The 24,742-nt window shown below is 74.5% G+C and carries 25 protein-coding genes, 3 tRNA genes and 1 pseudogene; 8 read left to right on the top strand and 21 right to left on the bottom strand.

Annotated elements, in window-relative coordinates; all coding sequences use genetic code 11:
• Positions 1–176 precede the first annotated feature (176 nt).
• Together V1L54_RS13955 and V1L54_RS13950 are read left to right on the top strand one after the other, a co-directional pair.
• Positions 177–1,436 (top strand): pyridoxal phosphate-dependent aminotransferase, encoded by a 1,260-nt coding sequence (locus tag V1L54_RS13955; RefSeq protein WP_330118305.1) that lies wholly within the window; start codon positions 177–179, stop codon positions 1,434–1,436.
• A 112-nt stretch (positions 1,437–1,548) separates the two neighbouring features.
• Positions 1,549–2,598 (top strand): adenosine deaminase, encoded by a 1,050-nt coding sequence (locus tag V1L54_RS13950; RefSeq protein ID WP_330118304.1) that lies wholly within the window; start codon positions 1,549–1,551, stop codon positions 2,596–2,598.
• A 152-nt stretch (positions 2,599–2,750) separates the two neighbouring features.
• Here V1L54_RS13950 and V1L54_RS13945 read toward each other — a convergent pair whose 3' ends face one another.
• The 6 genes from V1L54_RS13945 to V1L54_RS13920 form a co-directional block, all read right to left on the bottom strand.
• Positions 2,751–3,806: a UDP-N-acetylmuramate dehydrogenase gene (locus tag V1L54_RS13945; protein ID WP_330118303.1), complete on the bottom strand. Its 1,056-nt coding sequence runs from the start codon at positions 3,804–3,806 to the stop codon at positions 2,751–2,753.
• Between the two features lie 122 nt (positions 3,807–3,928).
• Positions 3,929–4,363: a MaoC family dehydratase gene (locus tag V1L54_RS13940; protein ID WP_330118302.1), complete on the bottom strand. Its 435-nt coding sequence runs from the start codon at positions 4,361–4,363 to the stop codon at positions 3,929–3,931.
• Positions 4,364–4,368: 5 nt separating this feature from the next.
• A complete protein-coding gene (locus V1L54_RS13935; RefSeq protein ID WP_330118301.1) occupies positions 4,369–4,851 on the bottom strand; it encodes an FAS1-like dehydratase domain-containing protein in 483 nt (160 codons plus the stop codon).
• Between the two features lie 159 nt (positions 4,852–5,010).
• Positions 5,011–5,175: a 50S ribosomal protein L33 gene (gene rpmG, locus V1L54_RS13930; RefSeq protein ID WP_003948671.1), complete on the bottom strand. Its 165-nt coding sequence runs from the start codon at positions 5,173–5,175 to the stop codon at positions 5,011–5,013.
• An 88-nt stretch (positions 5,176–5,263) separates the two neighbouring features.
• A tRNA-Met gene (locus V1L54_RS13925) sits at positions 5,264–5,336 on the bottom strand.
• Positions 5,337–5,380: 44 nt separating this feature from the next.
• Positions 5,381–5,453 (bottom strand) — tRNA-Thr (locus tag V1L54_RS13920).
• A gap of 187 nt (positions 5,454–5,640) precedes the next feature.
• On the opposite strand from V1L54_RS13920, the gene V1L54_RS13915 reads away from it, so the two are divergent.
• Both V1L54_RS13915 and V1L54_RS13910 read left to right on the top strand, forming a co-directional pair.
• Complete coding sequence (locus V1L54_RS13915; protein WP_330118300.1) at positions 5,641–6,933, top strand: amidohydrolase family protein; 1,293 nt, start codon at positions 5,641–5,643, stop codon at positions 6,931–6,933.
• 39 nt (positions 6,934–6,972) lie between these two features.
• Positions 6,973–7,653 carry an NAD(P)H-binding protein gene (locus V1L54_RS13910; protein ID WP_330118299.1) on the top strand — a complete coding sequence of 227 codons (681 nt, stop codon included), beginning with the start codon at positions 6,973–6,975 and terminating at the stop codon, positions 7,651–7,653.
• A 102-nt stretch (positions 7,654–7,755) separates the two neighbouring features.
• On the opposite strand, the gene V1L54_RS13905 is transcribed toward V1L54_RS13910, so the two are convergent.
• Positions 7,756–8,499, bottom strand: coding sequence for a DUF4232 domain-containing protein (locus V1L54_RS13905; protein ID WP_330118298.1), 744 nt, complete (start codon positions 8,497–8,499; stop codon positions 7,756–7,758).
• Positions 8,500–8,703: 204 nt separating this feature from the next.
• On the opposite strand from V1L54_RS13905, the gene V1L54_RS13900 reads away from it, so the two are divergent.
• Positions 8,704–10,077, top strand: coding sequence for a transcriptional regulator (locus V1L54_RS13900; protein WP_330118297.1), 1,374 nt, complete (start codon positions 8,704–8,706; stop codon positions 10,075–10,077).
• 115 nt (positions 10,078–10,192) lie between these two features.
• Here V1L54_RS13900 and V1L54_RS13895 read toward each other — a convergent pair.
• Positions 10,193–10,274 (bottom strand) — tRNA-Tyr (locus V1L54_RS13895).
• Between the two features lie 194 nt (positions 10,275–10,468).
• On the opposite strand from V1L54_RS13895, the gene V1L54_RS13890 reads away from it, so the two are divergent.
• Positions 10,469–10,957 (top strand): YajQ family cyclic di-GMP-binding protein, encoded by a 489-nt coding sequence (locus V1L54_RS13890; RefSeq protein ID WP_330118296.1) that lies wholly within the window; start codon positions 10,469–10,471, stop codon positions 10,955–10,957.
• A gap of 170 nt (positions 10,958–11,127) precedes the next feature.
• Positions 11,128–11,532, top strand: coding sequence for a hypothetical protein (locus V1L54_RS13885; protein WP_330118295.1), 405 nt, complete (start codon positions 11,128–11,130; stop codon positions 11,530–11,532).
• Here V1L54_RS13885 and V1L54_RS29475 read toward each other — a convergent pair.
• Positions 11,429–12,171: pseudogene (locus V1L54_RS29475) on the bottom strand (SDR family NAD(P)-dependent oxidoreductase). The gene V1L54_RS13885 and the pseudogene V1L54_RS29475 overlap by 104 nt on opposite strands.
• Before the next feature lie 185 nt (positions 12,172–12,356).
• On the opposite strand from V1L54_RS29475, the gene V1L54_RS13875 reads away from it, so the two are divergent.
• Positions 12,357–13,229 carry a restriction endonuclease gene (locus tag V1L54_RS13875; protein WP_330118293.1) on the top strand — a complete coding sequence of 291 codons (873 nt, stop codon included), beginning with the start codon at positions 12,357–12,359 and terminating at the stop codon, positions 13,227–13,229.
• Positions 13,230–13,244: 15 nt separating this feature from the next.
• Here the strand turns inward: V1L54_RS13875 and V1L54_RS13870 are convergent, their stop codons facing one another.
• The 12 genes from V1L54_RS13870 to V1L54_RS13815 all read right to left on the bottom strand — a co-directional run bounded on the left by V1L54_RS13870 (position 13,245) and on the right by V1L54_RS13815 (position 24,653).
• Positions 13,245–13,655, bottom strand: a complete 411-nt coding sequence (locus tag V1L54_RS13870) for a YccF domain-containing protein (protein WP_330118292.1) — start codon at positions 13,653–13,655, stop codon at positions 13,245–13,247.
• Entirely contained in the window at positions 13,652–14,518 is an 867-nt protein-coding gene (gene htpX / locus V1L54_RS13865) for a zinc metalloprotease HtpX (RefSeq protein ID WP_330118291.1), read from the bottom strand. Before htpX ends, V1L54_RS13870 begins: the two co-directional genes overlap by 4 nt.
• Before the next feature lie 174 nt (positions 14,519–14,692).
• The gene (locus tag V1L54_RS13860; protein ID WP_443076621.1) at positions 14,693–16,252 is read right to left on the bottom strand and encodes an NADH-quinone oxidoreductase subunit N; all 1,560 of its coding nucleotides are present in this window, start codon (positions 16,250–16,252) and stop codon (positions 14,693–14,695) included.
• The gene (locus V1L54_RS13855; RefSeq protein WP_330118290.1) at positions 16,249–17,853 is read right to left on the bottom strand and encodes a complex I subunit 4 family protein; all 1,605 of its coding nucleotides are present in this window, start codon (positions 17,851–17,853) and stop codon (positions 16,249–16,251) included. Before V1L54_RS13855 ends, V1L54_RS13860 begins: the two co-directional genes overlap by 4 nt.
• 3 nt (positions 17,854–17,856) lie before the next feature.
• Positions 17,857–19,929 (bottom strand): NADH-quinone oxidoreductase subunit 5 family protein, encoded by a 2,073-nt coding sequence (locus V1L54_RS13850; RefSeq protein ID WP_330118289.1) that lies wholly within the window; start codon positions 19,927–19,929, stop codon positions 17,857–17,859.
• Complete coding sequence (nuoK, locus tag V1L54_RS13845) at positions 19,926–20,321, bottom strand: NADH-quinone oxidoreductase subunit NuoK (RefSeq protein ID WP_330118288.1); 396 nt, start codon at positions 20,319–20,321, stop codon at positions 19,926–19,928. Before nuoK ends, V1L54_RS13850 begins: the two co-directional genes overlap by 4 nt.
• The gene (locus tag V1L54_RS13840; protein WP_330118287.1) at positions 20,321–20,917 is read right to left on the bottom strand and encodes an NADH-quinone oxidoreductase subunit J family protein; all 597 of its coding nucleotides are present in this window, start codon (positions 20,915–20,917) and stop codon (positions 20,321–20,323) included. The genes nuoK and V1L54_RS13840 overlap by 1 nt, the downstream gene beginning before the upstream one ends.
• A complete protein-coding gene (locus V1L54_RS13835) occupies positions 20,914–21,501 on the bottom strand; it encodes a NuoI/complex I 23 kDa subunit family protein (RefSeq protein WP_330118286.1) in 588 nt (195 codons plus the stop codon). Before V1L54_RS13835 ends, V1L54_RS13840 begins: the two co-directional genes overlap by 4 nt.
• Positions 21,501–22,463 (bottom strand): complex I subunit 1/NuoH family protein, encoded by a 963-nt coding sequence (locus tag V1L54_RS13830; RefSeq protein ID WP_330118426.1) that lies wholly within the window; start codon positions 22,461–22,463, stop codon positions 21,501–21,503. Before V1L54_RS13830 ends, V1L54_RS13835 begins: the two co-directional genes overlap by 1 nt.
• Positions 22,460–23,611, bottom strand: a complete 1,152-nt coding sequence (locus V1L54_RS13825) for an NADH-quinone oxidoreductase subunit C (protein WP_330118285.1) — start codon at positions 23,609–23,611, stop codon at positions 22,460–22,462. Before V1L54_RS13825 ends, V1L54_RS13830 begins: the two co-directional genes overlap by 4 nt.
• Positions 23,608–24,291: an NADH-quinone oxidoreductase subunit B gene (locus tag V1L54_RS13820; RefSeq protein WP_330118284.1), complete on the bottom strand. Its 684-nt coding sequence runs from the start codon at positions 24,289–24,291 to the stop codon at positions 23,608–23,610. The genes V1L54_RS13825 and V1L54_RS13820 overlap by 4 nt, the downstream gene beginning before the upstream one ends.
• Positions 24,282–24,653, bottom strand: a complete 372-nt coding sequence (locus V1L54_RS13815; protein ID WP_233221303.1) for an NADH-quinone oxidoreductase subunit A — start codon at positions 24,651–24,653, stop codon at positions 24,282–24,284. The genes V1L54_RS13820 and V1L54_RS13815 overlap by 10 nt, the downstream gene beginning before the upstream one ends.
• Positions 24,654–24,742: the final 89 nt, after the last annotated feature.

Genomic DNA, 24,742 nt, shown 5'->3' with positions numbered 1-24,742 from the left:
TCGGCCGGGGCCAACGACGCACGAGTGTACGTGCTTCCCGCCCCGGCGTCGAACACGTAGCCCCGGACCGCCCCCGGGCTCCCCCGGCCGTCCTCCCGCCGGCTTCCGCCCCGGGCCCGCCCCGGTCCGTCCAAACCGGTGTGCCCGGCTCCCGCCCGGTCTGCGACGATGCCCCTATGACCGCTGCGAATCCTGCCAACCAGTCGCCCACCGAGCGCCGGGTCTCGGCCCGGATCGGCTCGATCTCCGAGTCCGCCACCCTCGCCGTCGACGCCAAGGCCAAGGCGCTCAAGGCCGCCGGACGGCCGGTGATCGGCTTCGGTGCGGGCGAGCCCGACTTCCCGACCCCCGACTACATCGTCGAGGCGGCGGTGGAGGCCTGCCGGGATCCGCGCTTCCACCGCTACACCCCGGCCGGCGGGCTCCCCGAGCTGAAGGAGGCGATCGTCGCCAAGACGCTGCGCGACTCCGGCTACGCGGTCGAGACCTCCCAGGTGCTGGTCACCAACGGTGGCAAGCAGGCCATCTACGAGGCCTTCGCCGCGATCCTCGACCCGGGCGACGAGGTCGTCCTCCCCGCCCCGTACTGGACCACCTACCCCGAGTCGGTCAAGCTCGCGGGCGGTGTGCCGGTCCCGGTGGTCACCGACGAGACCACCGGCTACCGCGCCACCGTGGAGCAGCTGGAGGCGGCCCGCACCGAGCGGACCAAGGCGCTGGTGTTCGTCTCCCCCTCCAACCCGACCGGCGCGGTCTACTCCCGCGCCCAGGTCGAGGAGATCGGCCGCTGGGCCGCCGAGCACGGGCTGTGGGTGCTCACCGACGAGATCTACGAGCACCTCGTCTACGGGGAAGCGGCCGCGCGCGCCGGCGCTGAAGGACAGAGCTCGTCGCTGCCGGTGGTCGTGCCCGAGCTGGCCGACCGCTGTGTCGTGGTCAACGGCGTGGCCAAGACCTACGCCATGACCGGCTGGCGGGTGGGCTGGATCATCGCTCCGAAGGACGTGGTGAAGGCCGCCGCGAACCTCCAGTCGCACGCCACCTCCAACGTCGCCAACGTCTCGCAGGCCGCCGCGCTGGCCGCCGTCTCCGGCGATCTGACGGCCGTGTCCCGGATGCGCGAGGCGTTCGACCGCCGCCGGAGGACGATCGTGCGGATGCTGAACGAGATCGACGGCGTCACCTGCCCCGAGCCGGAGGGCGCCTTCTACGCGTACCCGTCGGTCAAGGGCGTGCTGGGGAAGGAGATCCGCGGCCGCCGTCCGGCCACCAGCGTGGAACTGGCCGAGGTGATCCTGGAGGAGGCCGAGGTCGCGGTCGTCCCCGGTGAGGCGTTCGGCACCCCCGGCTATCTGCGGCTGTCGTACGCGCTGGGCGACGAGGACCTCGTCGAGGGCGTCTCCCGCATCCAGAAGCTGCTGGCCGAGGCGCGCTGAGCCCGGCCCCGAGCGGGCCCCGGGATCTTCCGGGGCCCGCTCGTGTGTTCACGCCGTCCCCGATCGGGGGCCGCGGTTCCGGGCGTGTCGCGGCATGCGGCAAAATCCATGGATGGAAAGCGCTCGCGACGTCCGTCAACTCCCGAAGGCCCACCTGCACCTGCACTTCACCGGATCGATGCGGCCCGGCACCCTGCTGGAGCTCGCCGACCGGTACGGCGTCCACCTGCCGGACGCCCTGAGCGGCGGCACACCGCCGAAACTGCGGGCCACGGACGAGCGGGGCTGGTTCCGCTTCCAGCGGCTGTACGACATCGCGCGCTCCTGCCTGCGCTCGCCGGAGGACATCCGGCGGCTGGTCCGCGAGGCCGCCGAGGAGGACGTGCGGGACGGCTCGCGCTGGCTGGAGATCCAGGTCGACCCCACCTCGTACGCGCCGCGGCTGGGCGGGCTGATCCCGGCCATCGAGATCATCCTGGACGCGGTGGAGGGCGCGAGCCGGGAGACCGGACTCGGCATGCGGGTGCTGATCGCCGCCAACCGCGTCAAGCACCCGCTGGAAGCCCGCACCCTGGCCCGGCTGGCGGTGCGCTACGCCGACCGCGGGGTCGTCGGCTTCGGGCTCTCCAACGACGAGCGGCGCGGTTTCGCCCGGGACTTCGACAGGGCCTTCGCCATCGCGCGCCGGGGCGGGCTGCTGGCGGCCCCGCACGGCGGCGAGCTGTCGGGCCCGGCGTCCGTCGCCGACTGCCTGGACGACCTGCGCGCGGGCCGCATCGGGCACGGGGTGCGGGCCGCCGAGGAGCCGCGGCTGCTGGCCCGGCTGGCCGAGCACCAGGTGACCTGCGAGGTCTGCCCGGCGTCCAACGTGGCGCTGGGCGTGTACGACAGGCCCGAGGACGTACCGCTGCGGACGCTGTTCGAGGCGGGCGTGCCGATGGCGCTGGGCGCCGACGACCCGCTGCTGTTCGGCTCCCGGCTGGCGGCGCAGTACGAGATCGCCCGGCGGTACCACGGCTTCACGGACGCGGAGCTGGCGGAGCTGGCCCGGCAGTCGGTGCGCGGCTCGCGCGCGCCGGAGAGCGTCCGCAAGGAGCTGCTGGCGGACATCGACGCCTGGCTGGCGGCACCGCCGGGGGACACGGCGGGCGCCGGGGGCTGAGGGGCACGGGGCCGCGGGACGGGCGCGTACCTCCCGGACCACCGTCTCCCGGCGTGGGGTGAGCGTGCGTCGGCGCGCCCGCGAGGCCCCGGCCCGGCAGCGATTCCGGACGGCCCCGGGGCGCGGCCGACCGCGCGCCCTCCGCAAGGCCCTTACAGGGCGCAGCCGACCGTCACCGGCTCGTTGACCAGCCGCACGCCGAACGCCTCGTACACCCCGTCGCGGACCTCGCGGGCCAGGGCCAGCAGGTCGGCGGTGGTGGCCGAGCCCCGGTTGGTCAGGGCGAGGGTGTGCTTGGTGGAGATCCGGGCCGGGCCCTCGCCGTACCCCTTGGCGAAGCCCGCCTTGTCGATCAGCCAGGCGGCGGAGGTCTTCACCAGCCCCTCCCCCGCCGGGTAGGCGGGCGGGACGGCGTCCGGACCGAGCCGCTCGGCGACGCGGGCGAGGAAGGCGGCGTACCCGTCCTCGGTCAGGACGGGGTTGGTGAAGAAGGAGCCCGCGGACCAGGTGTCGTGGTCCTCCGGGTCGAGGACCATGCCCTTGCCGGCGCGGAGCTTGAGGACGGTCTCGCGGGCCCGCTCCACGGGCACCCGCTCGCCGACCGCCACGCCCAGCGCACGGGCGGTCTCGGCGTAGCGGACCGGGGCGGAGAGCCCGCCGGCGTCCTCCAGTTCGAAGCGGACGCGCAGCACGACGAAGCGCTCCGGATCGGCCTTGAAGCGGCTGTGCCGGTAGGAGAAGCCGCACTCGGCGGCGGGGAGGGTGACGGTCTCGTCGGTGCGGCGGTCGTGGGCGACGACCTCGGTGATCGTGGCGGCGACCTCCTGGCCGTACGCGCCGACGTTCTGGATCGGCGTCGCGCCGGCGGAGCCGGGGATCCCGGCCAGGCACTCGACGCCCGCCAGTCCCGCCTCGACGGTGCGGGCCACGGCGGCGGACCAGTTCTCGCCCGCGGCCAGCTCCAGCCGGGTGCCCTCCAGGCGGAAGCCGGTGGTGGCGACGCGCAGGGCGGTGCCGTCGAAGCCCTCGTCGGCGACGACGAGGTTGCTGCCGCCGCCGACGAGCAGCAGCGGGGTGCCCGAGGCGTCGGCGGCGCGCACCGCCTCGGTCACCTCCTCGTCGGTGCTGGCCACCACCAGGCGGCGGGCCGGGCCGCCCAGCCGGAAGGTGGTCAGCGGGGCGAGGGGGGCGTCGTGGAGTTCCTGCACGCCCCAAGCGTACGGGGACGGCCGTACGGCGGCCGGGCGGCCTCGCCGCGTACGGGCGGGCCCCGGCCCCGTGCCGCCGGACGGTGCCGCCGTGCGGCGGCACCGGGGACGTACGGCCGGGCTCAGGCCAGCCGGACCACCGCGCGGGACATGCCCAGCACCTTCTGGCCCGCGCTGGTCGCCGTCAGGTCCACCCGGACGGTGCGGGCCTCGTCGTCCAGCTTGGCGGCGACCTTCCCGGAGACCTCGATGACCGCGCCCTTGTCGTCGTCGGGGACGACGACGGGCTTGGTGAAGCGCACGCCGTGCTCCACGAGCGCACCCGGGTCACCCGCCCAGTCGGTCACCACCCGGGCGGCCTGGGCCATGGTGAACATGCCGTGCGCGATGACGTCGGGGAGGCCGACCTCGCGGGCGAACCGCTCGTTCCAGTGGATCGGGTTGAAGTCGCCGGAGGCGCCCGCGTAGCGCACGAGCGCGGCACGGTCCACGGGGAAGCTCCGCGCGGGGAGCTCGGTGCCGACCTCGACGTCCGCGTAGGCGATCCGCGCTGCCATGTCCGTCACTCCCCCTGCTTTCCGGTGTTCTCGGCGGACTCGTCCCGCGCGGCGCGGGCCACCAGCTTGGTCCAGGCGGTCACCACGAGCTCGCCCCTCTCGTCGCGCACCTCGCCGCGGACGTCCAGGATGTCGTTCCCGGCGAGCGACTTGACCGACTCGATGGTGGAGGTCACCGAGAGCCGGTCCCCGGCGCGCACCGGCCGGGTGTGGGCGAACCGCTGGTCGCCGTGGACCACCCGGCTGTAGTCCAGGCCGAGCGCCGGGTCCCGGATGACCTCGCCGGCCGCCCGGAAGGTGAGGGTGAAGGCGAAGGTGGGCGGGGCGATCACGTCCGGGTGGCCGAGCTCCGCGGCCGCCGCCGGGTCCGTGTAGGCGGGGTGGGTGTCCCCGATCGCCTCGGCGAACTCGCGGATCTTCTCCCGGCCGACCTCGTACGGTGCGGTGGGTGGATAGCTCCGCCCCACGAAGGACTGGTCGAGCGCCATGGCCCGGTACCTCCATACGGCTTGCTGGACTTGTCGGTGCCTACTGGGTGCTGGACGTCGTCGGCCGGAAAGTCGCCTCCGCAACGCCCTGAGGCCGCCCCCGCGACGGGGACGGCCTCAGGCTGACGTGGGTGAGCGGCGGCCTTGTCGGTCGCGGCGTTATCGCGTCTCGCGGTGCGCGGTGTGCGCGTTGCAGCGCGGGCAGTGCTTCTTCATCTCCAGACGATCCGGGTTGTTGCGCCGGTTCTTCTTGGTGATGTAGTTCCGCTCCTTGCACTCCACGCAGGCCAGCGTGATCTTCGGGCGGACGTCTGTGGCAGCCACGTGAGTGCTCCTTGACGAACGGGATGGGCTTAACGCAGAAAGAGTAGCCGATCGGAGGACCGACCCCGCAATCGGCTACTGGGTGAGGTAGCGGTGACCGGACTCGAACCGGTGACACAACGATTATGAGCCGTTTGCTCTACCGACTGAGCTACACCGCCGCGATGCGGACGCCCCCGCCGGAGCGGGGGACCTCACACATCAGAGCCCCAATACGGAATCGAACCGTAGACCTTCTCCTTACCATGGAGACGCTCTGCCGACTGAGCTATTGGGGCGAGCGATGAAGACATTACACGGTCCGGGCGCCGAACGTGAAATCCGTATCGGCCACCACCGCCCGATCGTGTACCCGGCCACCGGTACGACTTATGGGCTTCCGTGCGCTGTCGTCCCCTTCCCGGCCCGGTCCGGCCGTAGGCTCGGCCCCCGGACCGGCGATCATGAGCGAACCGCGGGAGGCGCATGCCCGGCAGCCAGCCGCAGGAACCGGCGGAGCACGAACACGGTGTCTCCGAGGTCTCCGAGGCACCCGCGCACGAGGCCCCGGGGCCGGAGGGGCTCGTCCTGTGCGGTGCCCGCCTCACCGACGGCCGCACCGTGGACGTACGGATCGGCGGCGGGCGGATCACGGCGGTCGGCACCCCGGGCAGCCTCTCCGCCCCGGCGGCCCGGACCGCCCGCGTGGACCTCACCGGCTATCTGCTGCTGCCCGCGCCCGCCGAACCCCACGCCCATCACGACACCGCGCTGACCGCCGGGTCCGGGTCCGCCGACCCGTACGAGCCGCGCTGCGTCCAGCGGCGCACCGCGGAGGCCGCCCTGCTCCAGCTCGGCCACGGCGCGACCGCGCTGCGCACCCACGTGCGGATCGGCGGGGTCGCCGGGCTGCGCACCCTGCGGGCCGTGCTCCGGGTCCGGCACGCCCTGCGCGGGCTGGCGGACCTCACCCCCGTGGCCGTGCCCCGGGTACTGACCGGTGCGGCGGGTGCGGACGGGCTGGCGATGCTGCGCGACGCGGTGGCCATGGGCGCCACGGCGGTGGGCTGCTGCCCGGACCTCGACCCCGACCCGGCCGGCTGCGCGGAGGCCGTACTGGCGGTCGCCGCCGAGTACGGCTGCGCGGTGGACCTGCACACCGACGGTGCCGACCCGGCCCGGCTGGCCCGGCTCGCCGCGGCGGCGGGCGGGCTGCGGCCGCGGGTGGCCGTCGGCCCGTGCGACGGGCTGGCCCGGCTGCCGCACGAGGTCGCGGCCCGTACCGCCGAGGCGCTCGCGGCGGCCGGAGTGACGGTGGTCTGCCTGCCGCAGGGTGGCTGCGGGCTGCTGGAGCGCGCCGCCCGGGAGAGCCGGGACACTAGCCCGCCCGCCGCCCCGGTACGGCTGCTGCGGGCGGCGGGCGTACGGGTCGCGGCGGGCAGCGGCGCGCTGCGCGACGCGGCCAACCCGGTGGGCCGCGGCGACCCGCTGGAGGCGGCCTATCTGCTGGCCTCGCGCGACCGGCTCGCCCCGCGGGCGGCGTACGAGGCGGTGAGCGCCCGGGCCCGGGAGGTCATGGGGCTGCCCCCGGTGCGGATCGAGGCGGGTTTCCCGGCGGAGCTTCTGGCCGTGCGCGGCACGGACCTCGCCGGGGTGCTCTCCCTGGGGTACAGCAGGCTGGTCGTCCACCGCGGCCGGGTGGTGGCCCGCACCAGCGCGGTGCGGGAGTACTGCGACGCGGCCGACGAACTGGGACTGCCCCGCCAGTCACAGCGCTGATCCGCCGGCCGGGGCCCCGCACGGCGTACGGTCGGAGGTATGCGCACAGTCATCGCTGGTGGACACGGACAGATCGCGCTGCGGCTGGAGCGGTTGCTCGCCGGGCGCGGGGACGAGGTCGCGGGACTGATCCGACGGCCCGAGCAGGCGGACGACCTGCGGGAGGCGGGCGCCGAGCCGGTCGTCTGCGATCTGGAGTCGGCGTCCGTGGAGGAGGTCGCCCGACACCTCCAGGGGGCCGACGCCGCGGTCTTCGCGGCGGGCGCGGGCCCGGGCAGCGGGGTGGACCGCAAGGACGCCGTGGACCGCGCGGCGGCGGTCCTGTTCGCGGACGCCGCCGAGCGGGCCGACGTGCGCCGGTTCGTGCTGGTCTCCTCGATGGGCGCGGACGTGGAGCCCCCGCCGGACATGGACCCGGTCTTCGCCGCCTATCTGCGCGCCAAGGGCGCCGCGGAGGAGGACCTCCGCCGCCGGGTCAACCTGGACTGGACGATCCTGCGCCCCGGCCGCCTCACCGACGAACCGGGCACCGGCGAGGTGGAGCTGGCGGCCCGCACCGGCCGCGCGGACATCCCCCGGGACGATGTGGCCGCCGTGCTCCTCGCCCTGCTCGACGACCCGCGCACGGTACGGGTGACCCTGGAACTGATCGGCGGCCCCACCCCGGTCGACCAGGCCGTCGCCGCGCTGGCGGCGGAGGCGACCGAGGTGCCGGACTGACCGGACGGGCCGGACGGTGCGAAGCGCCCGCCGTTCCCCGGCTGCGTCATGCCGCCGGGGAACGGCGCGTCCGGTCCCGGTGTGCCCGGTCCCGGTGGTGGGTCACCAGGCCAGGGCGTCGTCCAGGTCCGACTGCCAGTAGGTGACCTGGGCGCCGCTGTTGACCGTGACGCCCTCCCCGGGCAGGGGCAGCTTCACCTCGGTGCCGGTGGACTCCCCGTTCCGGTCGGCGAACAGCACGCCCAGGGTGCGGGCGGTGCCGTCCTCGTGGCCGTCGGGGGAGTAGGTGCCGACGCCCGCGTACGCGGACTGCCCGGGTTCGAGCGTGACGACCGCCTGCGGCACGCTGTCCCGGACGACCGGGAGGGCGGCGTGCCCCTCGTCGAAGCGCAGGAACGGGGCGCCGTAGGCGAAGCAGGGCCTGGTGCCGGTGTTGGTGGCGGTCAGCAGCAGGTGGTTGACGGGCCGGGACACCTCGGTGACGGTGATCCTGGTGTTGCGCGGGGTGCAGGTGACCGGCTCGGTGCTGGTCCGCGAGCCGCCGGTGGCGGCCTTCCGCGCGCCGCTGGCGGCGTCGTCGGCCCGCTCACCGCCGTTGGTCCGCTCACCGCCGTCGGCCCGCTTCCCGGTCTCCTGACCGTCGGCTTCCTCGGACCCGGCGGCCCCGGCCGGGACCTGCCGCGGGCCGGTGTCCCCGGCCGGGGAGGTGATCGAGGCCGCGGCCTTCCCCTCCGTCTTCACTCCCTCGTCGCTTCCTCCGCAGGCGGTCAGCGAGAACGCGGCGAGGGCCGCGGTGCCGGCGGTGAGAAGGAGACGGGTACGGGAGCGGGCGATGCGTGCGGACATGGTGGTTCCCCCCTTGGGAATGGCTGGTTCGGCGCGGCGCCTCGCTCGGTTGCCGGGAGGCGGCGTGCTTGGATGGCCCGAGGCTGCGCCGTGATCCGTCCCATCCGCCAGGAACTGGGGGGCTTCCGGGAGGGTGGAACATTCGCACCGGTGTTGACCTGGGGGAATGCCCCTCACCTCGAATGACCGAACGGGATGGGGAAGATGGCGGAGGCTGGGGAGAGAACGGATCTCGCGGCGCTGCTGCGGGTGCTGAAGGAGCGTTCGGGACTGAGCTACGGCGTGCTGGCCAAGCGGCTGCACATGAGTCCGTCGACGCTGCACCGCTACTGCAACGGCGACGCGGTACCGGCGGACTACGCACCGGTGGAGCGGCTGGCGCGGCTGTGCAGGGCGACGCCGGAGGAGCTCGCCGAGCTGCACCGGCGGTGGCTGCTGGCGGACGCCGCACGGCTGCGGGACAAGCGGGCGGCGACCGGCGCGGACCGGCCGTCCGCCGCTCCGCCGCCCGCCGTCCGGCCGGAGGCGGCGGTTCAGGACGCGCAGGGGGCCGGCGGGGAGCACGCCGAAAGGGGGAGCACCGCCGGAGGGAACGCCGGCCCCGGTGCCCGGCCGGAGGGGGAGGAGGAGCGGCCCGTTCCGGCCGCTCCCGGCCCGGCGGGGAGCACGCGGTCCGTCCGCAGGCGGCGCACGGTCTGGCTCTCCGCGATGGCCACCGCCGCGGTCCTGGCCTCCGCCGCCCTGGCCCTGGCCCTGCCGGGCGAGGAATCCCGGCGGCAGGAGCCGCCGTCGACCGCGTCCGCCGACGGGCCCGCCGCCCGGCGGACACCGCACCTCGGCGGGTCGCGCTCCCCCTCGCCCACCGCTCCGCGCACCACCGGGCGGCCCTCCGCATCCGTCTCCGCCTCCACCGCACCGGGCGGCACCGCCCCGTCCGCCCCGGACGGAGCGCGTCGGGCCGCGCCCGAGGCGCCGCGGGACGCCGTGCCGCTGACGGTCGCCGCGCGCCCGTACGCCTGGGACCACCCCTGTACGGAGCACTACCTGGTCGACCGCCCGCCGGGGCAGGTGCCGCCGCCACCGCCGACCGAGCAGGAAGCCCCCGGCTGGGTGAACGCGCTGGGCGCCGTCTCCACCGACGACCACCTCGTCGAGCTCACCGTCCAGGGCACCGGCGCGGAGACGGTCGTACTGCAGGATCTGCACGTCCGCGTGGTCGAGCGCGGCGCCCCCCTGGCCTGGAACGCCTACGCCATGGGCATCGGCTGCGGCGGCGACGTCCCCACCAAGTCCTTCGACGTCGACCTGGACAAGGGGACTCCGGAGGCCGTGCCGGTGGCGGGGCAGCGGGACTTCCCCTACTCGGTGACCGAGACCGATCCCCTGGTGCTGTACGTCACCGGCCACACCGCCGCCCACGACGTGACCTGGTTCCTGGAACTGGAGTGGTCCAGCGGCGACCGCCGCGGCACGCTGCGCGTCGACACCGGCGGCCCCCTGCGCACGGCGGCCGTGGAAGGCCGCCCCCTGTACGGCTATCCCCTGGGGGGCGACGGATGGCTCCCCCAGACCGGCTGACCAGCCGTCCACCCGCCCGTCCACGCCGCCGGGACCGCGCGGGCGGCGCGCCGGGCACCCGGAACGGGACCGGCCCCCGACCGCTTGCGCTGGTCGGGGGCCGGTCCTCGGAAAGTGGCGGCGCCAGGATTCGAACCTGGGAAGGCTGAGCCGGCAGATTTACAGTCTGCTCCCTTTGGCCGCTCGGGCACACCGCCTGGGGTTTCGCCGCCCGGGGATTCACCCCGTGGCGACGCGGACAACCATACCCGATGGCAGGGGGTGGTCCGCCACCTGGTTGTCCGCCGGTGGATCACCTCGGTGGACGACCGGGTGGATGACTAGGCTGACGGGCACGGACCGCCCGGCGGGCCGGAATCTGACGGATCCGAGTACGAGGAGCCAATCCACGATGGCCGACTCCAGTTTCGACATCGTCTCGAAGGTCGAGCGGCAGGAGGTCGACAACGCCCTCAACCAGGCCGCGAAGGAGATCTCCCAGCGCTACGACTTCAAGGGCGTGGACGCGTCCATCGCCTGGTCGGGTGAGAACATCGAGATGCGCGCCAACTCCGAGGAGCGGGTGAAGGCCATCCTCGACGTCTTCCAGTCCAAGCTGATCAAGCGCGGCATCTCCCTCAAGTCCCTGGAGACCGGTGAGCCGCAGGCCTCCGGCAAGGAGTACAAGCTCGTCGCGTCGGTCCAGGAGGGCATCTCCCAGGACAACGCCAAGAAGATCGCGAAGATCATCCGCGACGAGGGTCCCAAGGGCGTCAAGGCCCAGGTGCAGGGCGACGAACTGCGGGTCAGCTCCAAGAGCCGGGACGCCCTCCAGGAGGTCATCGCCCTGCTGAAGGGCAAGGACTTCGACTTCGCGCTGCAGTTCGTGAACTACCGCTGAGCCACCGGCCGGGCGCTCGGCACCGGGCCGGAGCCCGGTGCCGAGCGCCCGGCCGCGCTCCCCGGAAGGCGCGGCACGGCGAGAGGCCCGCACGCGCGGGAGGTTGACAGGCGCGCCGTTCAGGGAACCCGGATGCGAACCACCCCGGACACCCGAGGACTGGAGGACGCATGCGGAAGAGGACCGTACGGAACACCCTGCCCGCCGCGCTGCTGTGCGGAGCGCTCGCCTTCTCGCTCTCCGGCTGCGGGGAGGAGGGCAGCGACGGACGGGAGATCACCGGGTCGCTCGCCCGCAACAGCGCGGCCGAGGCGGGGGAGCTCGCCTTCGACCAGGCCGGGCACGAGATCGACGGCGATCTCACCTGCGTCGACGAGGGCAGCGGCACGGACCTGACCGTCACCTGCGAGGGCACCACCGTGGACGGCGGGGACGCCGAGATGGTCGCCGAGGCGGGCGACAACCCGGAGATCACCACCGACGACAACGGGGTGCGGTTCGACGGCTTCTCCGTCGTGGGCAGGGTGGACGGCGAGCAGGTCTTCGAGCAGGGCTGCATCGGCATCGGCTGCTGACGGCCCGGATCAGGCCGCCGGGCCCGGTCGACGAGCTGCTCCGGGGTCTGGAAGCCCTTCCCCCTCCCGGGTTCCGGAGGCCCGGTGGAAGCCGGTGCGGGCGGGGCCCGGGGAGAGCGGCCAGGACGGTGACGCCGGTGCCGCGCGTCTCGTACCGCAGGGCCTCGGCGGAGCTCGGCACGAACGCCTTGCTCGCCGCGTAGAAGGCCATCTTCGGCACCGGCAGACAGGCGGTCATGCCGGCGACGTCGAGCACGGTGCCGTGTCCCGCACCGGCGAACCGGGGCAGGAAGTGGTGGTGAGCTCCACCAGGGAGACGGCGCTGAGCTGTATCTCGGCGGTGACGCAGGACGGCTCGGCGTCGGCGAAGCCGGTGACGCTGCCCGCTCCCGCGTCGTTGACGAGGGTGTCGACAGCGAGGCCCCGCTCCGCCACCTCCCGCGCGGGCCGCGTCCCGGCGCCGGACTCGGCCAGGTCGGCCGGTCCGGAAGCGGGAGCGGGAGCGGGAGCGGTCAGTTCCCGCTCCCTCCCGGCGGCGAGCACCGGGGCCGCGCCCCGCTCGGCGAAGCGCCGCGCGAACACGGCTCCGATGCCGGATCTCACCCCGGTGAGCAGGACCGCTCTGCCGGTGAAGGCCATGCCGCCGCCTCTTTCCCGGAATCGCCGAACACCGGTGATCGAGTACGCCCGGGAGGGTGGCCGGGCGGGCCGCCGGGTTCACCGGCCGGGGCGGCCGGTGTGCTGTTGAACGCGGTGATCCGGGGCAGACGGCGTAATGATCAGTGCCGGAGGAGTCCGCGAGGAGCCAGGGGGGATCGAGGCCGATGACCGCACCCGCGCACCGTCCGCGTCCGGCGGGTGGTGGGACCGCCTTCAGCCTGCGCAGGACCACCCTGTGGTTCGTACTGGCCGCGATCGTCCTGTGCGGTCTGTGGTTCGCCGGGCGGGTGGTGGTCGAGGCGGCGGGGCGGCATCCGGTCGCGGCCGTCGCGCTCTGCCTGCTCACCGCGCCGGCGGTCGCGGGTCTGCTGCGCGGCAGGAGGCGGCTGCGGGCGGCCAGGGCGGCGCGGCGGGCCGCCGAGGCGCTGGACGAGGGCGCCGAGGCCGCCCTGGAGACGCTGGAGGAACCGGCGCCGGAGCGGCAGCCGCTCCGGCCGCTCCCGGGGGCGGCGGAGACGGCCGTGCCCGCGGCGGCGGAGCCCGCGGAGTTCGTGGACCCCGTGGAGCCCGCGGAACCCACGGTGGAGCTCACCGGTTCCGTACCGGCGGCGGACCACGGCGCGTACTACGACGCGCTGGACGCGGAGCGGTTCGAGCAGGCCGTCGCCGCCCTGTGCGAGCGGGACGGCTGCCGGGACGTGTCGGTCGTCGGCGGAGCGGGCGATCTGGGCGCCGATGTGCTGGCCACCGCCCCGGACGGGCGGCGCGTGGTCGTCCAGTGCAAGCACTACGGCGAGACCAACAAGGTCGGCTCGCAGGACGTGCAGCGCTTCGGCGGCACCTGCTGGACCGTCCACGAGGCCGAGGTGGCGGCCGTGGTGACCACCAGCGACTTCACCGCGCCGGCCGTCGAGTACGCCGAGCAGTGCGGGATCCTGTGCGTCGGCCGGGAGGCGCTGCTGGCCTGGAGCGACGGCACCGGGCCCGCGCCGTGGGAGACCGCGCCCCCGGCCGGGCCGGGCCCCGCCGGGGAGTGACACCGCCCGGCGGGCTCAGCGGGACGCGCTCCAGCGGTACGACGGGTACGCGGTGTCGCTGGGGACGATCTCGCGGCCCAGCGGCATCAGCGAGACCGGGATCATCTTGAAGTGGGCGATGCCGAACGGTATGCCGATGACCGTCAGGAAGAAGCCGATCCCCGCGGCGAGGTGGCCGAGGGTGAGCCATATCCCGGCGAAGACCAGCCACACGACGTTCCCCACCCCGGAGGCGACCCCGGCGCCGGGCCGCTCGACGACCCGCTGCCCGAAGGGCCACAGCGCGTAGGCGGCGATCCGGAAGCAGGCGATGCCCCAGGGGATCGTGACGATCAGCACGAGGCAGACCAGACCCGCGACGGCGTACCCCAGGGCCATCCACAGCCCGGAGAAGAGCAGCCAGACGACGTTGAGCAGCGTCCTCACGGGTTTCCTCCTCCGGCCATGCGCTCCAGCCGGGCGATGCGCTCGGCCATCGGCGGGTGGGTGGAGAACATCCTGGTCATCCCGTCACCGGGACGGAACGGGTTGGCGATCATCAGATGGCTGGTCGTCTCCAGCCGGGGCTCGGGCGGCAGCGGGAGCCGCTTGGTGCCGGCCTCCAGCTTGGCCAGGGCGGAGGCCAGGGCGAGTGGGTCGCCGGTGAGCCGGGCCCCGGAGGAGTCCGCCTCGTACTCGCGGGAGCGGCTGACGGCGAGCTGGATCAGGGACGCGGCGAGCGGGCCGAGCAGCATGATCAGCAGCAGGCCGAGCAGACCGGGGCCCTCGTCGTCGTCGGAGCGGCCGAACGGGATCAGCCAGGCGAAGTTGACCAGGAACATCACCACCGAGGCCAGCGCGCCCGCGACGGAGGAGATCAGGATGTCGCGGTTGTGGACATGGCTCAGCTCGTGTCCGATGACGCCGCGCAGCTCCCGTTCGTTCAGCAGGCGCAGGATGCCGTCGGTGCAGCAGACCGCCGCGTTGCGCGGGTTGCGGCCGGTGGCGAACGCGTTGGGGGCCTGGGTCGGCGAGATGTACAGGCGCGGCATGGGCTGGCGGGCCGCCGTGGACAGCTCGCGGACCATGCGGTAGAGGCCCGGGGCCTCGAACTCGCTGACGGGGCGGGCCCGCATCGCGCGCAGGGCCAGTTTGTCGCTGTTCCAGTACGCGTAGGCGTTGGTGCCGATCGCCAGGACGAGCGCGACGACCAGGCCCGTACGGCCGAAGAAACTGCCGATGACGATGATGAGCGCGGACAGTCCCCCGAGGAGCAGGGCGGTCTTCAGACCGTTGTGCCGGCGGTGCACGGTACGCCCTCCAGGTGGTGCGGCAGGGGAACCCTTGGCATGGTCCTTCCACAGCCCTCTTGTGGCGGTGTCTCCGTCTTCTGGCGGATTCGGCGGACCCTTCCTGAAAGGTCAACGCCAGGTGGCGGGGCTGGGTTCCCGGCGGGCTCCCGGCCGCGCCCGGCTACTCCCCGGTCAGAGCAGTGTCCCGGCGGCGAAGCGCATCACCAGCTGGGGAGCGCCCGAGAGGACGACGCCCAGGGCGGCGGCCAGGCCGATCGCGGCGGTGAGCGGTGCGGTGGGACGCGGCCGGGCGCGGACGGCGGGGGCCGGGGCCCGGGCGTGCTCGGGAGCCGCCCCGGGCACGGCCCCGGGCGCGCGGAAGAGCTGGGCCGTCCACGCCAGGTAGTAGCGGAGGGCGATCACGACGTTCACCGCCATCACCACCGCCAGCCAGCCCAGGCCCGCGTCCACGGCCACCGAGAGGACCGCGACCTTGGCGAACAGCCCGACGATCCCCGGCGGCAGCCCGGCCAGGCAGAGCAGGAAGAAGGCCAGGGCGAGCGCGGCGAGCGGATGGGTGGACCACAGACCGCGGTAGTCGGTGATCCGGTTGGCGGCGGCGGTGCGGCCGACCTGGACGGCGACGCCGAAGGCGCCGAGGTTCACGGCGGCGTACATCAGGGCGTACGCGACGGTCGCGCCGACGGCCGTCCCCGGGTCGCCGGTGTACGCCGCGGCGGCGATCGGCACCAGCAGGTAGCCCGCCTGGCCGACGGAGGACCAGGCCAGCAGGCGTACCGCGCTGTGCGCGCGGCCGGGGCGCTGCCGCAGGGCGGCGACGTTGCCCCCGGTCATCGTCAGGGCCGCGAGGACGGCCAGGACCGGGCCCCAGACGTGGTCGTACGCCGGGAAGGCCACCACCGTCACCAGGATCAGCCCCGAGAAGCCGACCGCCTTGCCGATCACCGACAGATAGGCGGCCACCGGCAGCGGCGCGCCGGCGTAGGTGTCCGGCACCCAGAAGTGGAAGGGGACGGCGGCGGTCTTGAAGGCGAAGCCGACGAGGGTGAGGGCGACCCCGGCGGCGGCCAGGGTGCCCAGGGCCGGGTCCACCTCGCGCAGCCCCCCGGCGACCCGGTCCAGGTGGACGGCGCCGGTGGCGGCGTAGACGAAGCTGACGCCCAGCAGGCTGACGGCGGTGGCGGTGACCGAGGAGAGGAAGAACTTCAGGGCCGCCTCGGCGGAGCGCCCGTCCCCGCGGCGCAGCCCGACCAGCGCGAAGGACGGCAGGGAGGCGACCTCCAGGGCCACGATCAGGGTGGCCAGGTCGCGGGCGGCGGGCAGCAGGGCGGCGCCCGCGGCGGAGGACAGCAGCAGGAACCAGTACTCGCCGCCCGGCAGCCCCTCCTCCCGTACCGCCGTCATCGACAGCAGCGCCGTGAGCAGGGCGGCGCCGAGCACCAGGAACTGCACGGCCAGGGCGAACGGGTCGGCGGCGTAGGAGCACACCGCCGGGTCGTCGGTGAGGCAGAAGGTGGTGCGGCCCCCGTCGAGCAGCGGCAGCAGGGACAGCACGGCGAGCGCCAGGAAGCCGGTGGCCAGCCACCCCAGGAGCGGCTTGCGGTGCCCGGGCAGGAACAGGTCGGCGACCAGTACGGTCACGGCGCCCAGGGCGGCGAGGACGGGCGGGGCGATGGCGAGCCAGTCGACGGACTGGACGGCGCTCTGGGCGAGCTGCGGCATCGGCGTCATCGGCTGACTCCCGGCAGGAGGGTCTGCACGGCCGGTTCGGTCAGCCCGAGGAGGAGCGCGGGCCACAGTCCGGCCAGGACGGTGAGGACGACGAGCGGGAGCCAGGCGGCGAACTCGTGGGCGCGCACGTCGGCGAGCGCGAGGGTGGCGCCCGAGGTCGGCGGCCGCCCCATGCACACCCGGCGCACCACCACCAGCAGATAGGCGGCGGTCAGCAGGGTGCCGAAGGCGGCCACGGCCATGAACACCAGGTACGCCGGGCGGCTGAGCCCGTCGGCGGGGTGGTACGAGCCGAGCAGGGCGAGCATCTCCCCCCAGAACCCGGCCAGCCCCGGCAGTCCCAGCGAGGCCACCGCGCCGAAGGCCAGCAGCCCGCCCAGCCGGGGGGCGCGCCCGTACAGCGCCGCGCCGCCGGCGTCCGGCGAGAGCCGGTCCAGATCGGTGGTGCCGGTGCGTTCCCTGATGCCGCCGACGAGGAAGAACAGCAGACCGGTGATCAGCCCGTGCGCGATGTTGGCGAACAGCGCGCCGTTGACCCCGGCGCGGGTGAGGGTGGCGATGCCCAGCAGCACGAAGCCCATGTGGCCCACGGAGGAGTAGGCGATGAGCCGCTTGAGGTCGCCGCCGTTGCCGCGCCGGGCGAGGAAGAGGCAGGCCAGCGATCCGTAGACGATGCCGGTGACGGCGAACGCGCCCAGGTAGGGGGCCAGGGTGTGGATGCCGTCGGGGGCCATGGGCAGGACGATGCGGACCAGGCCGTAGGTGCCCATCTTCAGCAGGACGCCCGCCAGCAGGACCGAGCCGACGGTCGGGGCGGCGGTGTGGGCGTCCGGCAGCCAGCTGTGCAGCGGCCACATCGGCGTCTTGACCGCCAGGCCGATCCCGATGGCGAGGGCGGCCAGGAGCTGGACGGAGTGGCTCACCCCCCGGCCGCGGTTCGCCGCGAGCACGGTCATGTCGAAGGTGGGGCCGCCGGGCGCGGTCAGGCCGAGCAGCAGCAGCCCGAGCAGCATCACCACGGATCCGAGCAGGGTGAACAGGACGAACTTCCGGGCCGCCGCCTCCCGGCCCCCGCCGCCCCAGCGGGCGATCAGGAAGTACATCGGGATCAGGACCGTCTCGAAGGCGAGGAAGAACACCATCAGGTCCAGGGCGGCGAAGGTCGCCAGCGTGCCGGACTCCAGGACCAGCAGCAGCGCGACGAACGCCGCCGGGCGCGGACCGGCGGGCATCCGGTGGCAGGAGTACAGCGCGCACAGGAAGGACAGCAGCGCGGTCAGCACCACCAGCGGCAGCGAGACGCCGTCCACGCCGAAGTGGAGGCGGACGTCCAGCGCCGGGATCCAGCCGACGTCGGTGGTGGCCTGCATGGTGCCGGGGCGGTCGTGGTCGAAGCCGAGCAGCAGGAGCAGCGCGGCGGCCAGGACGGCGCCGGTGACGGTGACGCCGTGGCGCAGCACCGCCTGCCCGGGGTCGCGGCCCCGCAGCCCGGGCGGGGCGGGCAGCAGGGCGGCGACCGCGCCGAGCAGCGGGAGGGCGACGACGGCCAGCAGGAGGAGCTGGAGCACGGTGTCGCCGAGGAGGCCGTTGACGGGGTTCACTGGTCACGCTCCGGCGGCGACGAGGGCGGCGGCCACGGCCAGGACGAGGGAGGCGGCGAACAGGACGCTCAGGTACGTCTGCACGTTGCCGGTCTGGGCGCGGCGCACGGCCGCCCCGAGCAGCCGGGCCGTACCGCCCGCGCCGCTGACGTAGGTGTCGACGACCTCGCGGTCGAGGAAGCGGACGAGGCGGGCCGCGGCCCGCGCGGGGCGTACGGCGACCGCCGCGTACACCGTGTCGAGGTGGAAGCCGCGGGCGGCGTGGCGGTGCAGCGGGCCGAGCAGGACGCGGCCGGGGTCGGCCGGGTCGTCGGCGGCGGCGATGTCGCCGTAGGCCGCCCGGTGGGTGGCGATGGCCTCGGCCTCGGAAGTCGAGAACTGCGGCGCGGAGCGCCTCGGTGAGGGGTGGCGGCCGGGCGACGGGAGGGCGGCGGGCTCGGCCGACGGGTGGGCGGCGACCGCGCCGAGCGGTACGGGGGCCCGCGCCGCGGTGTGCCGCCAGGCGGCGTACGTGATCACGACTCCGGCGGCGGTCAGCCCGGTGGCCAGGACGGCGGTGGTGAGGGTGGGGGCGAGGGAGCCGCCGTCGAACCAGTCGGGCAGGGTGCCGTGGAGGAGGCCGAGGACGACGGTGGGCCCGGCCAGCGCCCACAGGACGGTGTTCATGACGGCCGGCTGCCGCCCGTGGTCGGGCGCCCGGTCGCCGCGGCCGCGGAAGGCCAGCAGCCACAGCCGGGCGGCGTACGCGGCGGTGAGCAGGGCGGTCAGCAGCCCGGCGAGCAGGACCGTCCAGCCCACGGCGGCCGGTACGGCGTGGCCCCCGGCGGCGGAGCCGGTGACGGCGTGCTCGGCGGCGCCGAGGACGGCCTCCTTGGAGAAGAAGCCGGCGAAGGGCGGTACGGCGGCCAGCGCCAGCAGGCCGACGGTCATCGTCCAGTAGGCGTCGGGCACCCGTTCGGCCAGGCCGGACATGCGGGACATGGCGGCCAGGGAGTTCGTGCCGGCCGCGTGGATGACCACGCCCGCGGCGAGGAAGAGCAGTGCCTTGAACACGCCGTGCGAGATCAGGTGGAAGACGGCGGCGCCGCGGTCGCCCACGGCCAGCGCCCCGAACATGTAGCCGAGCTGGCCGACGGTGGACCAGGCCAGGACGCGCTTGATGTCGTCCTGGGCGAGCGCGGCGAGCGCCGAGCCGGTCATGGTGACGGCGGCCAGCGCGGCCAGGACGGCCAGCGCGGCCGTGGAGGCGGTGAAGACGGGCAGCAGCCGGGCGACGAAGTAGACACCGGCGGCGACCATGGTGGCGGCGTGGATCAGCGCGGAGACCGGGGTCGGGCCCGCCATCGCGTCCGGCAGCCAGCCGTGCAGCGGGAACTGGGCGGACTTGCCCACCACCCCGGCGAGCAGCAGCAGCGCGATGACGGTGGGGTGCTCCAGCTCGAAGGAGGCCAGCGGGGAGGTGAGCCGGGTGACGACCGTGCTGATGCGGAACGTCCCGGCCTCGGAGGCCAGCGCCAGGATGCCGATGACGAACGGCACGTCGCCGAGCTTGGTGACCAGGAACGCCTTGAGGGAGGCGGTCCGGGCGGCGGCGGTCTCCCAGTAGTGGCCGACCAGGAAGTACGAGCAGATGCCCATGACCTCCCAGCCGACCAGCAGCACGATCAGGTCGTCGCTGTAGACGACCAGCAGCATCGCGGAGGTGAACAGGGAGACCAGCGCGGCGTAGGAGGGGTAGCGCGGGTCGTCGCGCAGGTAGCCGGTGGAGTAGAGCTGCACACCGGACGCGACGGACCCGACCAGGACCGCGACCAGGACGGCGAAGCCGTCGAGGTGGAAGGCGAGTTCGACGGGCAGGGCGGTGTTGCCGGTCGGGGCCAGCAGGGTGGCGCCGGTCAGGGCGTCCTCGCCGCCCTGGCGCACGGCGAGGACGACCGCGAGCACGGCCGAGACGGCGGTGGGCAGGACGGCCAGGGGGCGGACGTAGCCGGGGGCGCGGCGGCCGAGGAGGAGTCCGGCGAGAGCGCCGAGGAAGGGCAGCAGCGGGACGAGGACGGCGAGGGTCGTGGTGGTCACGCGGTGGCCTCTCCCCTGGTCAGGCGCGTGTCGGTGGTCTTCCCGGGGGGCTCGTCGGCCGTCTCGGACGCATCGGACGCATCGGCCGTCTCGGCGAGGGCGCGGAGCCGGTCGATGTGGGAGGTGCCGCGGGCGCGGTGGACGAGCAGCACGATGGCCAGGCCGATGCCGATCTCGGCGGCGGCGACGGCGATGACGAAGAGGGTGAGGGCCTGGCCCGCGTGGAGGGTGTCGCGCAGCCAGACGTCGAAGGCGACGAGGTTGAGGTTGACGGCGTTGAGCATCAGCTCGACCGACATCAGGACGAGGATCGCGTTGCGCCGGGCGAGGACGCCGTACAGCCCGGTGCAGAACAGCAGCGCGGCGAGGACGGCGGGGTAGGCGAGATGCATCAGCGCCCTCCGGCCTTCTCGCCGCGCGGCCCGCCGCCCGTACCGCCGTCCGTCCGGCGGGACAGGACGATGGCGCCGACGAGCGCGGCGAGCAGGAGGACGGAGAGGGCCTCGAAGGGGAGCACCCAGTGTCTGAAGAGGACCTCCCCGGTGACGCGGGTGGTGCCCTGCGGGCCGCCGGTGTCCAGATCGATCCAGGTGGTGCGGAAGGCGTCCACGACGACGGTGACCAGGGTGACGGCCGCCGCGCCGGCGACCGCGAGGGCGACGGGACGGTTGCCGGAGTCGGCGTCCGGCGAGCGGCCGATGGGCGCCCGGGTGAGCATCAGGCCGAAGAGGAGGAGGACGACGACGGAGCCGACGTAGATCAGCACCTGCACCCAGGCGATGAACTCGGCGGACAGCAGCAGGTACTCCACGGCGATCCCGCCGAGCGCCACCACCAGCCACAGCGCGGCGTGGACGAGCTGCCGGCTGGTGACGGTGGCGACGGCGGCGCCCAGGGTGACCAGGCCGACGAGGAGGAAGACGATCTCCACTCCGGTGGGCGACAGGAAGCCGGGGTGCTCGGCGGCGAGCCGTACGGCGGCGCTCACGCGTCGTCCTCCCGGGGCCGGTCCGCGGTGGGCCGGTCCGGCTGCCCCGGCTGCCCCGCCGGTCCGGCGGCCGCCGGCCTCCCGGCGGCCTTGCGGGCGGCGGCGAGCTCCTTGGGCTCCTCGGCCGCCGGGTCCAGCGGCGGCGGCGCGGGCACCGTCCACATCCACTCGCGCAGCCGGTCGCGTTCATGGGTGAGCTCGCGGATGTCGGTCTCGGCGTACTCGAACTCCGGCGACCAGAACAGCGCGTCGAACGGGCAGACCTCGACGCAGATGCCGCAGTACATGCAGAGGGAGAAGTCGATGGCGAAGCGGTCCAGGACGTTGCGGCTGCGCTCGCGGCCCCCGGGCGCGGCGGGCGGCACCGTCTCCTTGTGGGAGTCGATGTAGATGCACCAGTCGGGGCACTCCCGGGCGCACAGCATGCACACCGTGCAGTTCTCCTCGAACAGCCCGATCACCCCGCGGCTGCGGGGCGGCAGTTCGGGCTGGACCTCCGGATAGTGCGCGGTGACCGAGCGCCGGGTCATGGTGCGCAGGGTGACGGCCAGGCCCTTGGCCAGGCCGCTGCCGGGTACGGCCATTACTGGATCACCACCTTCACGACGCCGGTGAGCGCGATCTGCGCCAGGGCGAGGGGGACGAGCACCGTCCAGGCGAGCCGCTGGAGCTGGTCCTCGCGCAGCCGCGGGTAGCTCACCCGCAGCCAGATGACGACGAAGGCGAGGACGGCCGTCTTCAGCAGCGTCCACAGCCAGCCGAGCTCACCGGCCCACGGCCCGTGCCAGCCGCCGAGGAACAGCACGGTGGTCAGGGCGCACAGCACGACGATGCCCGCGTACTCGGCGAGCAGGAACAGCGCGAAGCGCAGACCGGTGTACTCGGTGTAGGCACCGAAGATGATCTCGGAGTCGGCGACGGGCGCGTCGAAGGGCGGGCGCTGGAGCTCGGCGAGCCCGGCGGTGAAGAAGACCGCGGCGCCGACCAGCTGCCACGGCACCCACCACCACTCGAACGCGTCCAGGATGCCGGGCAGCGAGACGGTGCCCGCGGCCATGGCGACGGAGGCGGCGGCCAGCAGCAGCGGCAGCTCGTACGCCATCAGCTGGGCGGCCGTGCGCAGCCCGCCCAGCAGGGAGAACTTGTTGGCCGAGGCCCAGCCGCCCATCAGCGAGCCGAGCACCCCGACGCCCATCACGGCCAGGACGAAGAAGATCCCCGCGTCGATCGCCTGGCCGACCATGCCGTCCGGCCCGACGGGGATCGCGATCAGCACCAGGAGATAGGGGATGAGGGCTACCGCCGGTGCGAGCTGGAAGATCCTGCGGTCGGCGCCCGCCGGTACGACATCCTCCTTCTGTGCGAACTTCACTCCGTCGGCGACGAGCTGGGCCCAGCCGTGGAAGCCGCCCGCGTACATCGGGCCGACCCGGCCCTGCATGTGGGCCATGACCTTGTGCTCGGTCTGGCCCACCAGCAGGGGCAGGATCAGGAAGGCGAGCAGGACGGCCAGCAGCCGCCAGGCGACATCGAGCACGTCCATCAGGTGCCCCCTCCCGTCGTCCCGTCCCGGTCGGTTCCCGTGTCCGTGCCTGTGTCCGTGCCCGCTTCCTCGTTCGTGCCGCCGGTACCGCTGTCGCTGCGGGTACCGGCCTCGCCGGCGCTTCCGGGAGCGTCCCCGGGTGCGTTCGCGACCGAGGCGCCGCCGCCTTCGGCGAGCGGGGTCCCGGCCTGTTCGTCCGTCTCCCGCACCCGGCGGGCCGCCTCGTCCGAGGTCTCCTCCGGGGCCGGTGTCCCGGGGGACGGCTTGAGCCAGGGCGCGTCCGTGCTGCGGCGGCCCGGCTCGGCCGCGGCCCGCTGACTGGCCGAGCCCTCCGCGGCGCTCCGCGCCCGGCGGGGCGGACGGGCGGGGAGCTCCGCCGGGGCGGCGCCCTCTCCGGCGACCGGCTCCCCGGCGGTCGTTCCGGCGGCCTCGGCGGCCGCCGCCCGCTGGCTGGCCGATCCGGCACTCGCGCTGCGCGCCCGGCGCGGTCGCCGCTCGCCGGGCGCCCCCGGCTCCCCGGTCCCGCCCGCCGTACCCGTGGCGGACGCCGCGCGGCGGCGGGCCGGACGGGCGGGGCCGGGCGGAAGCTGTCCCTTGAGCGGGCCCCACTCGTTGGGGTCGGGCACCCCGGGCGGCAGCGCCTGCCGCCGCTTCGGGCCGCCCGCGCCGGACTCCCCCGGCTCCTTGGCACCCGGCCACGCCTTGGCGACCCGGGCCGCCAGCACGAAGTCCTTGCGCAGCGGGTGCCCCTCGAAACCGTCGGGGAGCAGCAGGGGCGTCAGACCCGGATGGCCGGTGAAGACGACGCCGAACATCTCGTGCGTCTCCCGCTCGTGCCAGGCCGCCCCCGCGTACACCCCGGTGGCGGTGGGCAGTTCGGGCGCCCCGTGCGGCACGGTGGTGCGCAGCAGCAGCCGCCGCACCGGGGTGCCCAGCGCGGCCAAGTGCGCGCAGACGGCGAGGCCGGCGCCCGGCTCGTCCACGGCGCTCAGCCAGTCGAAGTAGGTGCAGCCCAGCTCGTCGCGGGCGGCGGTCAGCGCCTCGGTCCAGCGCTCGGCGGGCACCTCGACGGTCAGCAGCTCGTACGCCTGCGAAGCGGTGGCGCCCGCGCCGAAGAGCTCCTCGGGCGGACGGGGCAGCCAGCCGGTCACCCGCGCTCCTCCCCCGCTGCCGGACCTGCTGCCGGACCGGGGGACGGAGCCGGGGGCGGGGCGACCAGGCCGCTGGTCAGCGCCGCCGCCGACGGCTCGCCCGGGCCGCCCCGGCGGCCGGGACGGTGCCCGTAGCGCTCGGCCGGCGACTCGCCGGCGATCTTCTCCTGCAGCTTGAGGATGCCCTGGAGCAGCGCCTCCGGGCGCGGCGGGCAGCCGGGCACGTAGACGTCGACCGGGATGATCTGGTCCACGCCCTTGGTGACGGAGTACGAGTCCCAGTAGGGGCCGCCGCAGTTGGAGCAGGCCCCGAAGGAGATCACGTACTTCGGCTCGGGCATCTGCTCGTACAGCCGCCGCACCGCCGGGGCCATCTTGTCGGTGACGGTGCCCGAGACGACCATCAGATCGGCCTGGCGGGGGCCCGGCGCGAAGGGGATGACCCCGAGGCGGATGAAGTCGTGCCGGGACATCGACGCGGCGATGAACTCGATCGCGCAGCAGGCCAGTCCGAAGTTGAACACCCACAGGCTGTAGCGGCGGCCCCAGTTCAGGACCACCTTCATCGGCTCCGGGGCGAGCCGGGCCAGACCGCCCAGCCGCCGGGGCTCCGGCAGGTCCACGGGGCTCCGGGTGCCGGAGGGGGCGGGGGGCGACGCGGGGGGCGGGGTCACGTCCATGCCAGCACGCCCTTCTTCCAGGCGTAGAGGATTCCCACGGCCAGGAAGCCGAGGAAGACGAACATCTCCACCAGTGTCACTCCGCCGAAGCCGGGCTCGGCGAAGACCGTGGCCCAGGGGAAGAGGAAGATCGAGTCGACCGCGAAGACGACGTAGAGGAAGGCGTACACGTAGTAGCGGATCTGGGTGTGGGCCCAGCCCTCGCCGACGGGGTCGACCCCGCACTCGTACGTCAGCAGCTTCTCCGGGGTCGGCACCACCGGCCGCAGCAGCCGTCCGGCGCCGAAGGCCGCGGCCACGAAGAGCACCCCGAGGACCGCGACCAGTCCGACGACCGCGTAGCCGTGGAAGTAGTCCGGCACGTCCGTCCCTCGCTCTGTGGTGTTCGCGTCCGCGACCGGTCGCGGCGCCCGGAAAAGGAGTCGGAAAAGGAGTCGGAAGGGGAGTCTAG

It is taken from the genome of Streptomyces rubellus (assembly GCF_036323805.1).
In the GTDB taxonomy this organism is placed as follows: Bacteria; Actinomycetota; Actinomycetes; order Streptomycetales; family Streptomycetaceae; genus Streptomyces.
The sequence above is the reverse complement of the archived record's forward strand: the minus strand, read 5'-3'. Positions and strand labels throughout refer to the sequence as shown.

Coding starts and splice junctions, on each gene's coding strand:
- V1L54_RS13955 (WP_330118305.1), top strand. CDS start 177: ATGACCGCTGCGAATCCTGCCAACCAGTCGCCCACCGAGCGCCGGGTC.
- V1L54_RS13950 (WP_330118304.1), top strand. CDS start 1,549: ATGGAAAGCGCTCGCGACGTCCGTCAACTCCCGAAGGCCCACCTGCAC.
- V1L54_RS13940 (WP_330118302.1), bottom strand. CDS start 4,363: ATGGCAGCGCGGATCGCCTACGCGGACGTCGAGGTCGGCACCGAGCTC.
- V1L54_RS13935 (WP_330118301.1), bottom strand. CDS start 4,851: ATGGCGCTCGACCAGTCCTTCGTGGGGCGGAGCTATCCACCCACCGCA.
- V1L54_RS13915 (WP_330118300.1), top strand. CDS start 5,641: ATGCCCGGCAGCCAGCCGCAGGAACCGGCGGAGCACGAACACGGTGTC.
- V1L54_RS13910 (WP_330118299.1), top strand. CDS start 6,973: ATGCGCACAGTCATCGCTGGTGGACACGGACAGATCGCGCTGCGGCTG.
- V1L54_RS13905 (WP_330118298.1), bottom strand. CDS start 8,499: ATGTCCGCACGCATCGCCCGCTCCCGTACCCGTCTCCTTCTCACCGCC.
- V1L54_RS13900 (WP_330118297.1), top strand. CDS start 8,704: ATGGCGGAGGCTGGGGAGAGAACGGATCTCGCGGCGCTGCTGCGGGTG.
- V1L54_RS13890 (WP_330118296.1), top strand. CDS start 10,469: ATGGCCGACTCCAGTTTCGACATCGTCTCGAAGGTCGAGCGGCAGGAG.
- V1L54_RS13885 (WP_330118295.1), top strand. CDS start 11,128: ATGCGGAAGAGGACCGTACGGAACACCCTGCCCGCCGCGCTGCTGTGC.
- V1L54_RS13875 (WP_330118293.1), top strand. CDS start 12,357: ATGACCGCACCCGCGCACCGTCCGCGTCCGGCGGGTGGTGGGACCGCC.
- V1L54_RS13860 (WP_443076621.1), bottom strand. CDS start 16,252: ATGACGCCGATGCCGCAGCTCGCCCAGAGCGCCGTCCAGTCCGTCGAC.
- nuoK (WP_330118288.1), bottom strand. CDS start 20,321: ATGCATCTCGCCTACCCCGCCGTCCTCGCCGCGCTGCTGTTCTGCACC.
- V1L54_RS13835 (WP_330118286.1), bottom strand. CDS start 21,501: ATGGCCGTACCCGGCAGCGGCCTGGCCAAGGGCCTGGCCGTCACCCTG.
- V1L54_RS13820 (WP_330118284.1), bottom strand. CDS start 24,291: ATGGACGTGACCCCGCCCCCCGCGTCGCCCCCCGCCCCCTCCGGCACC.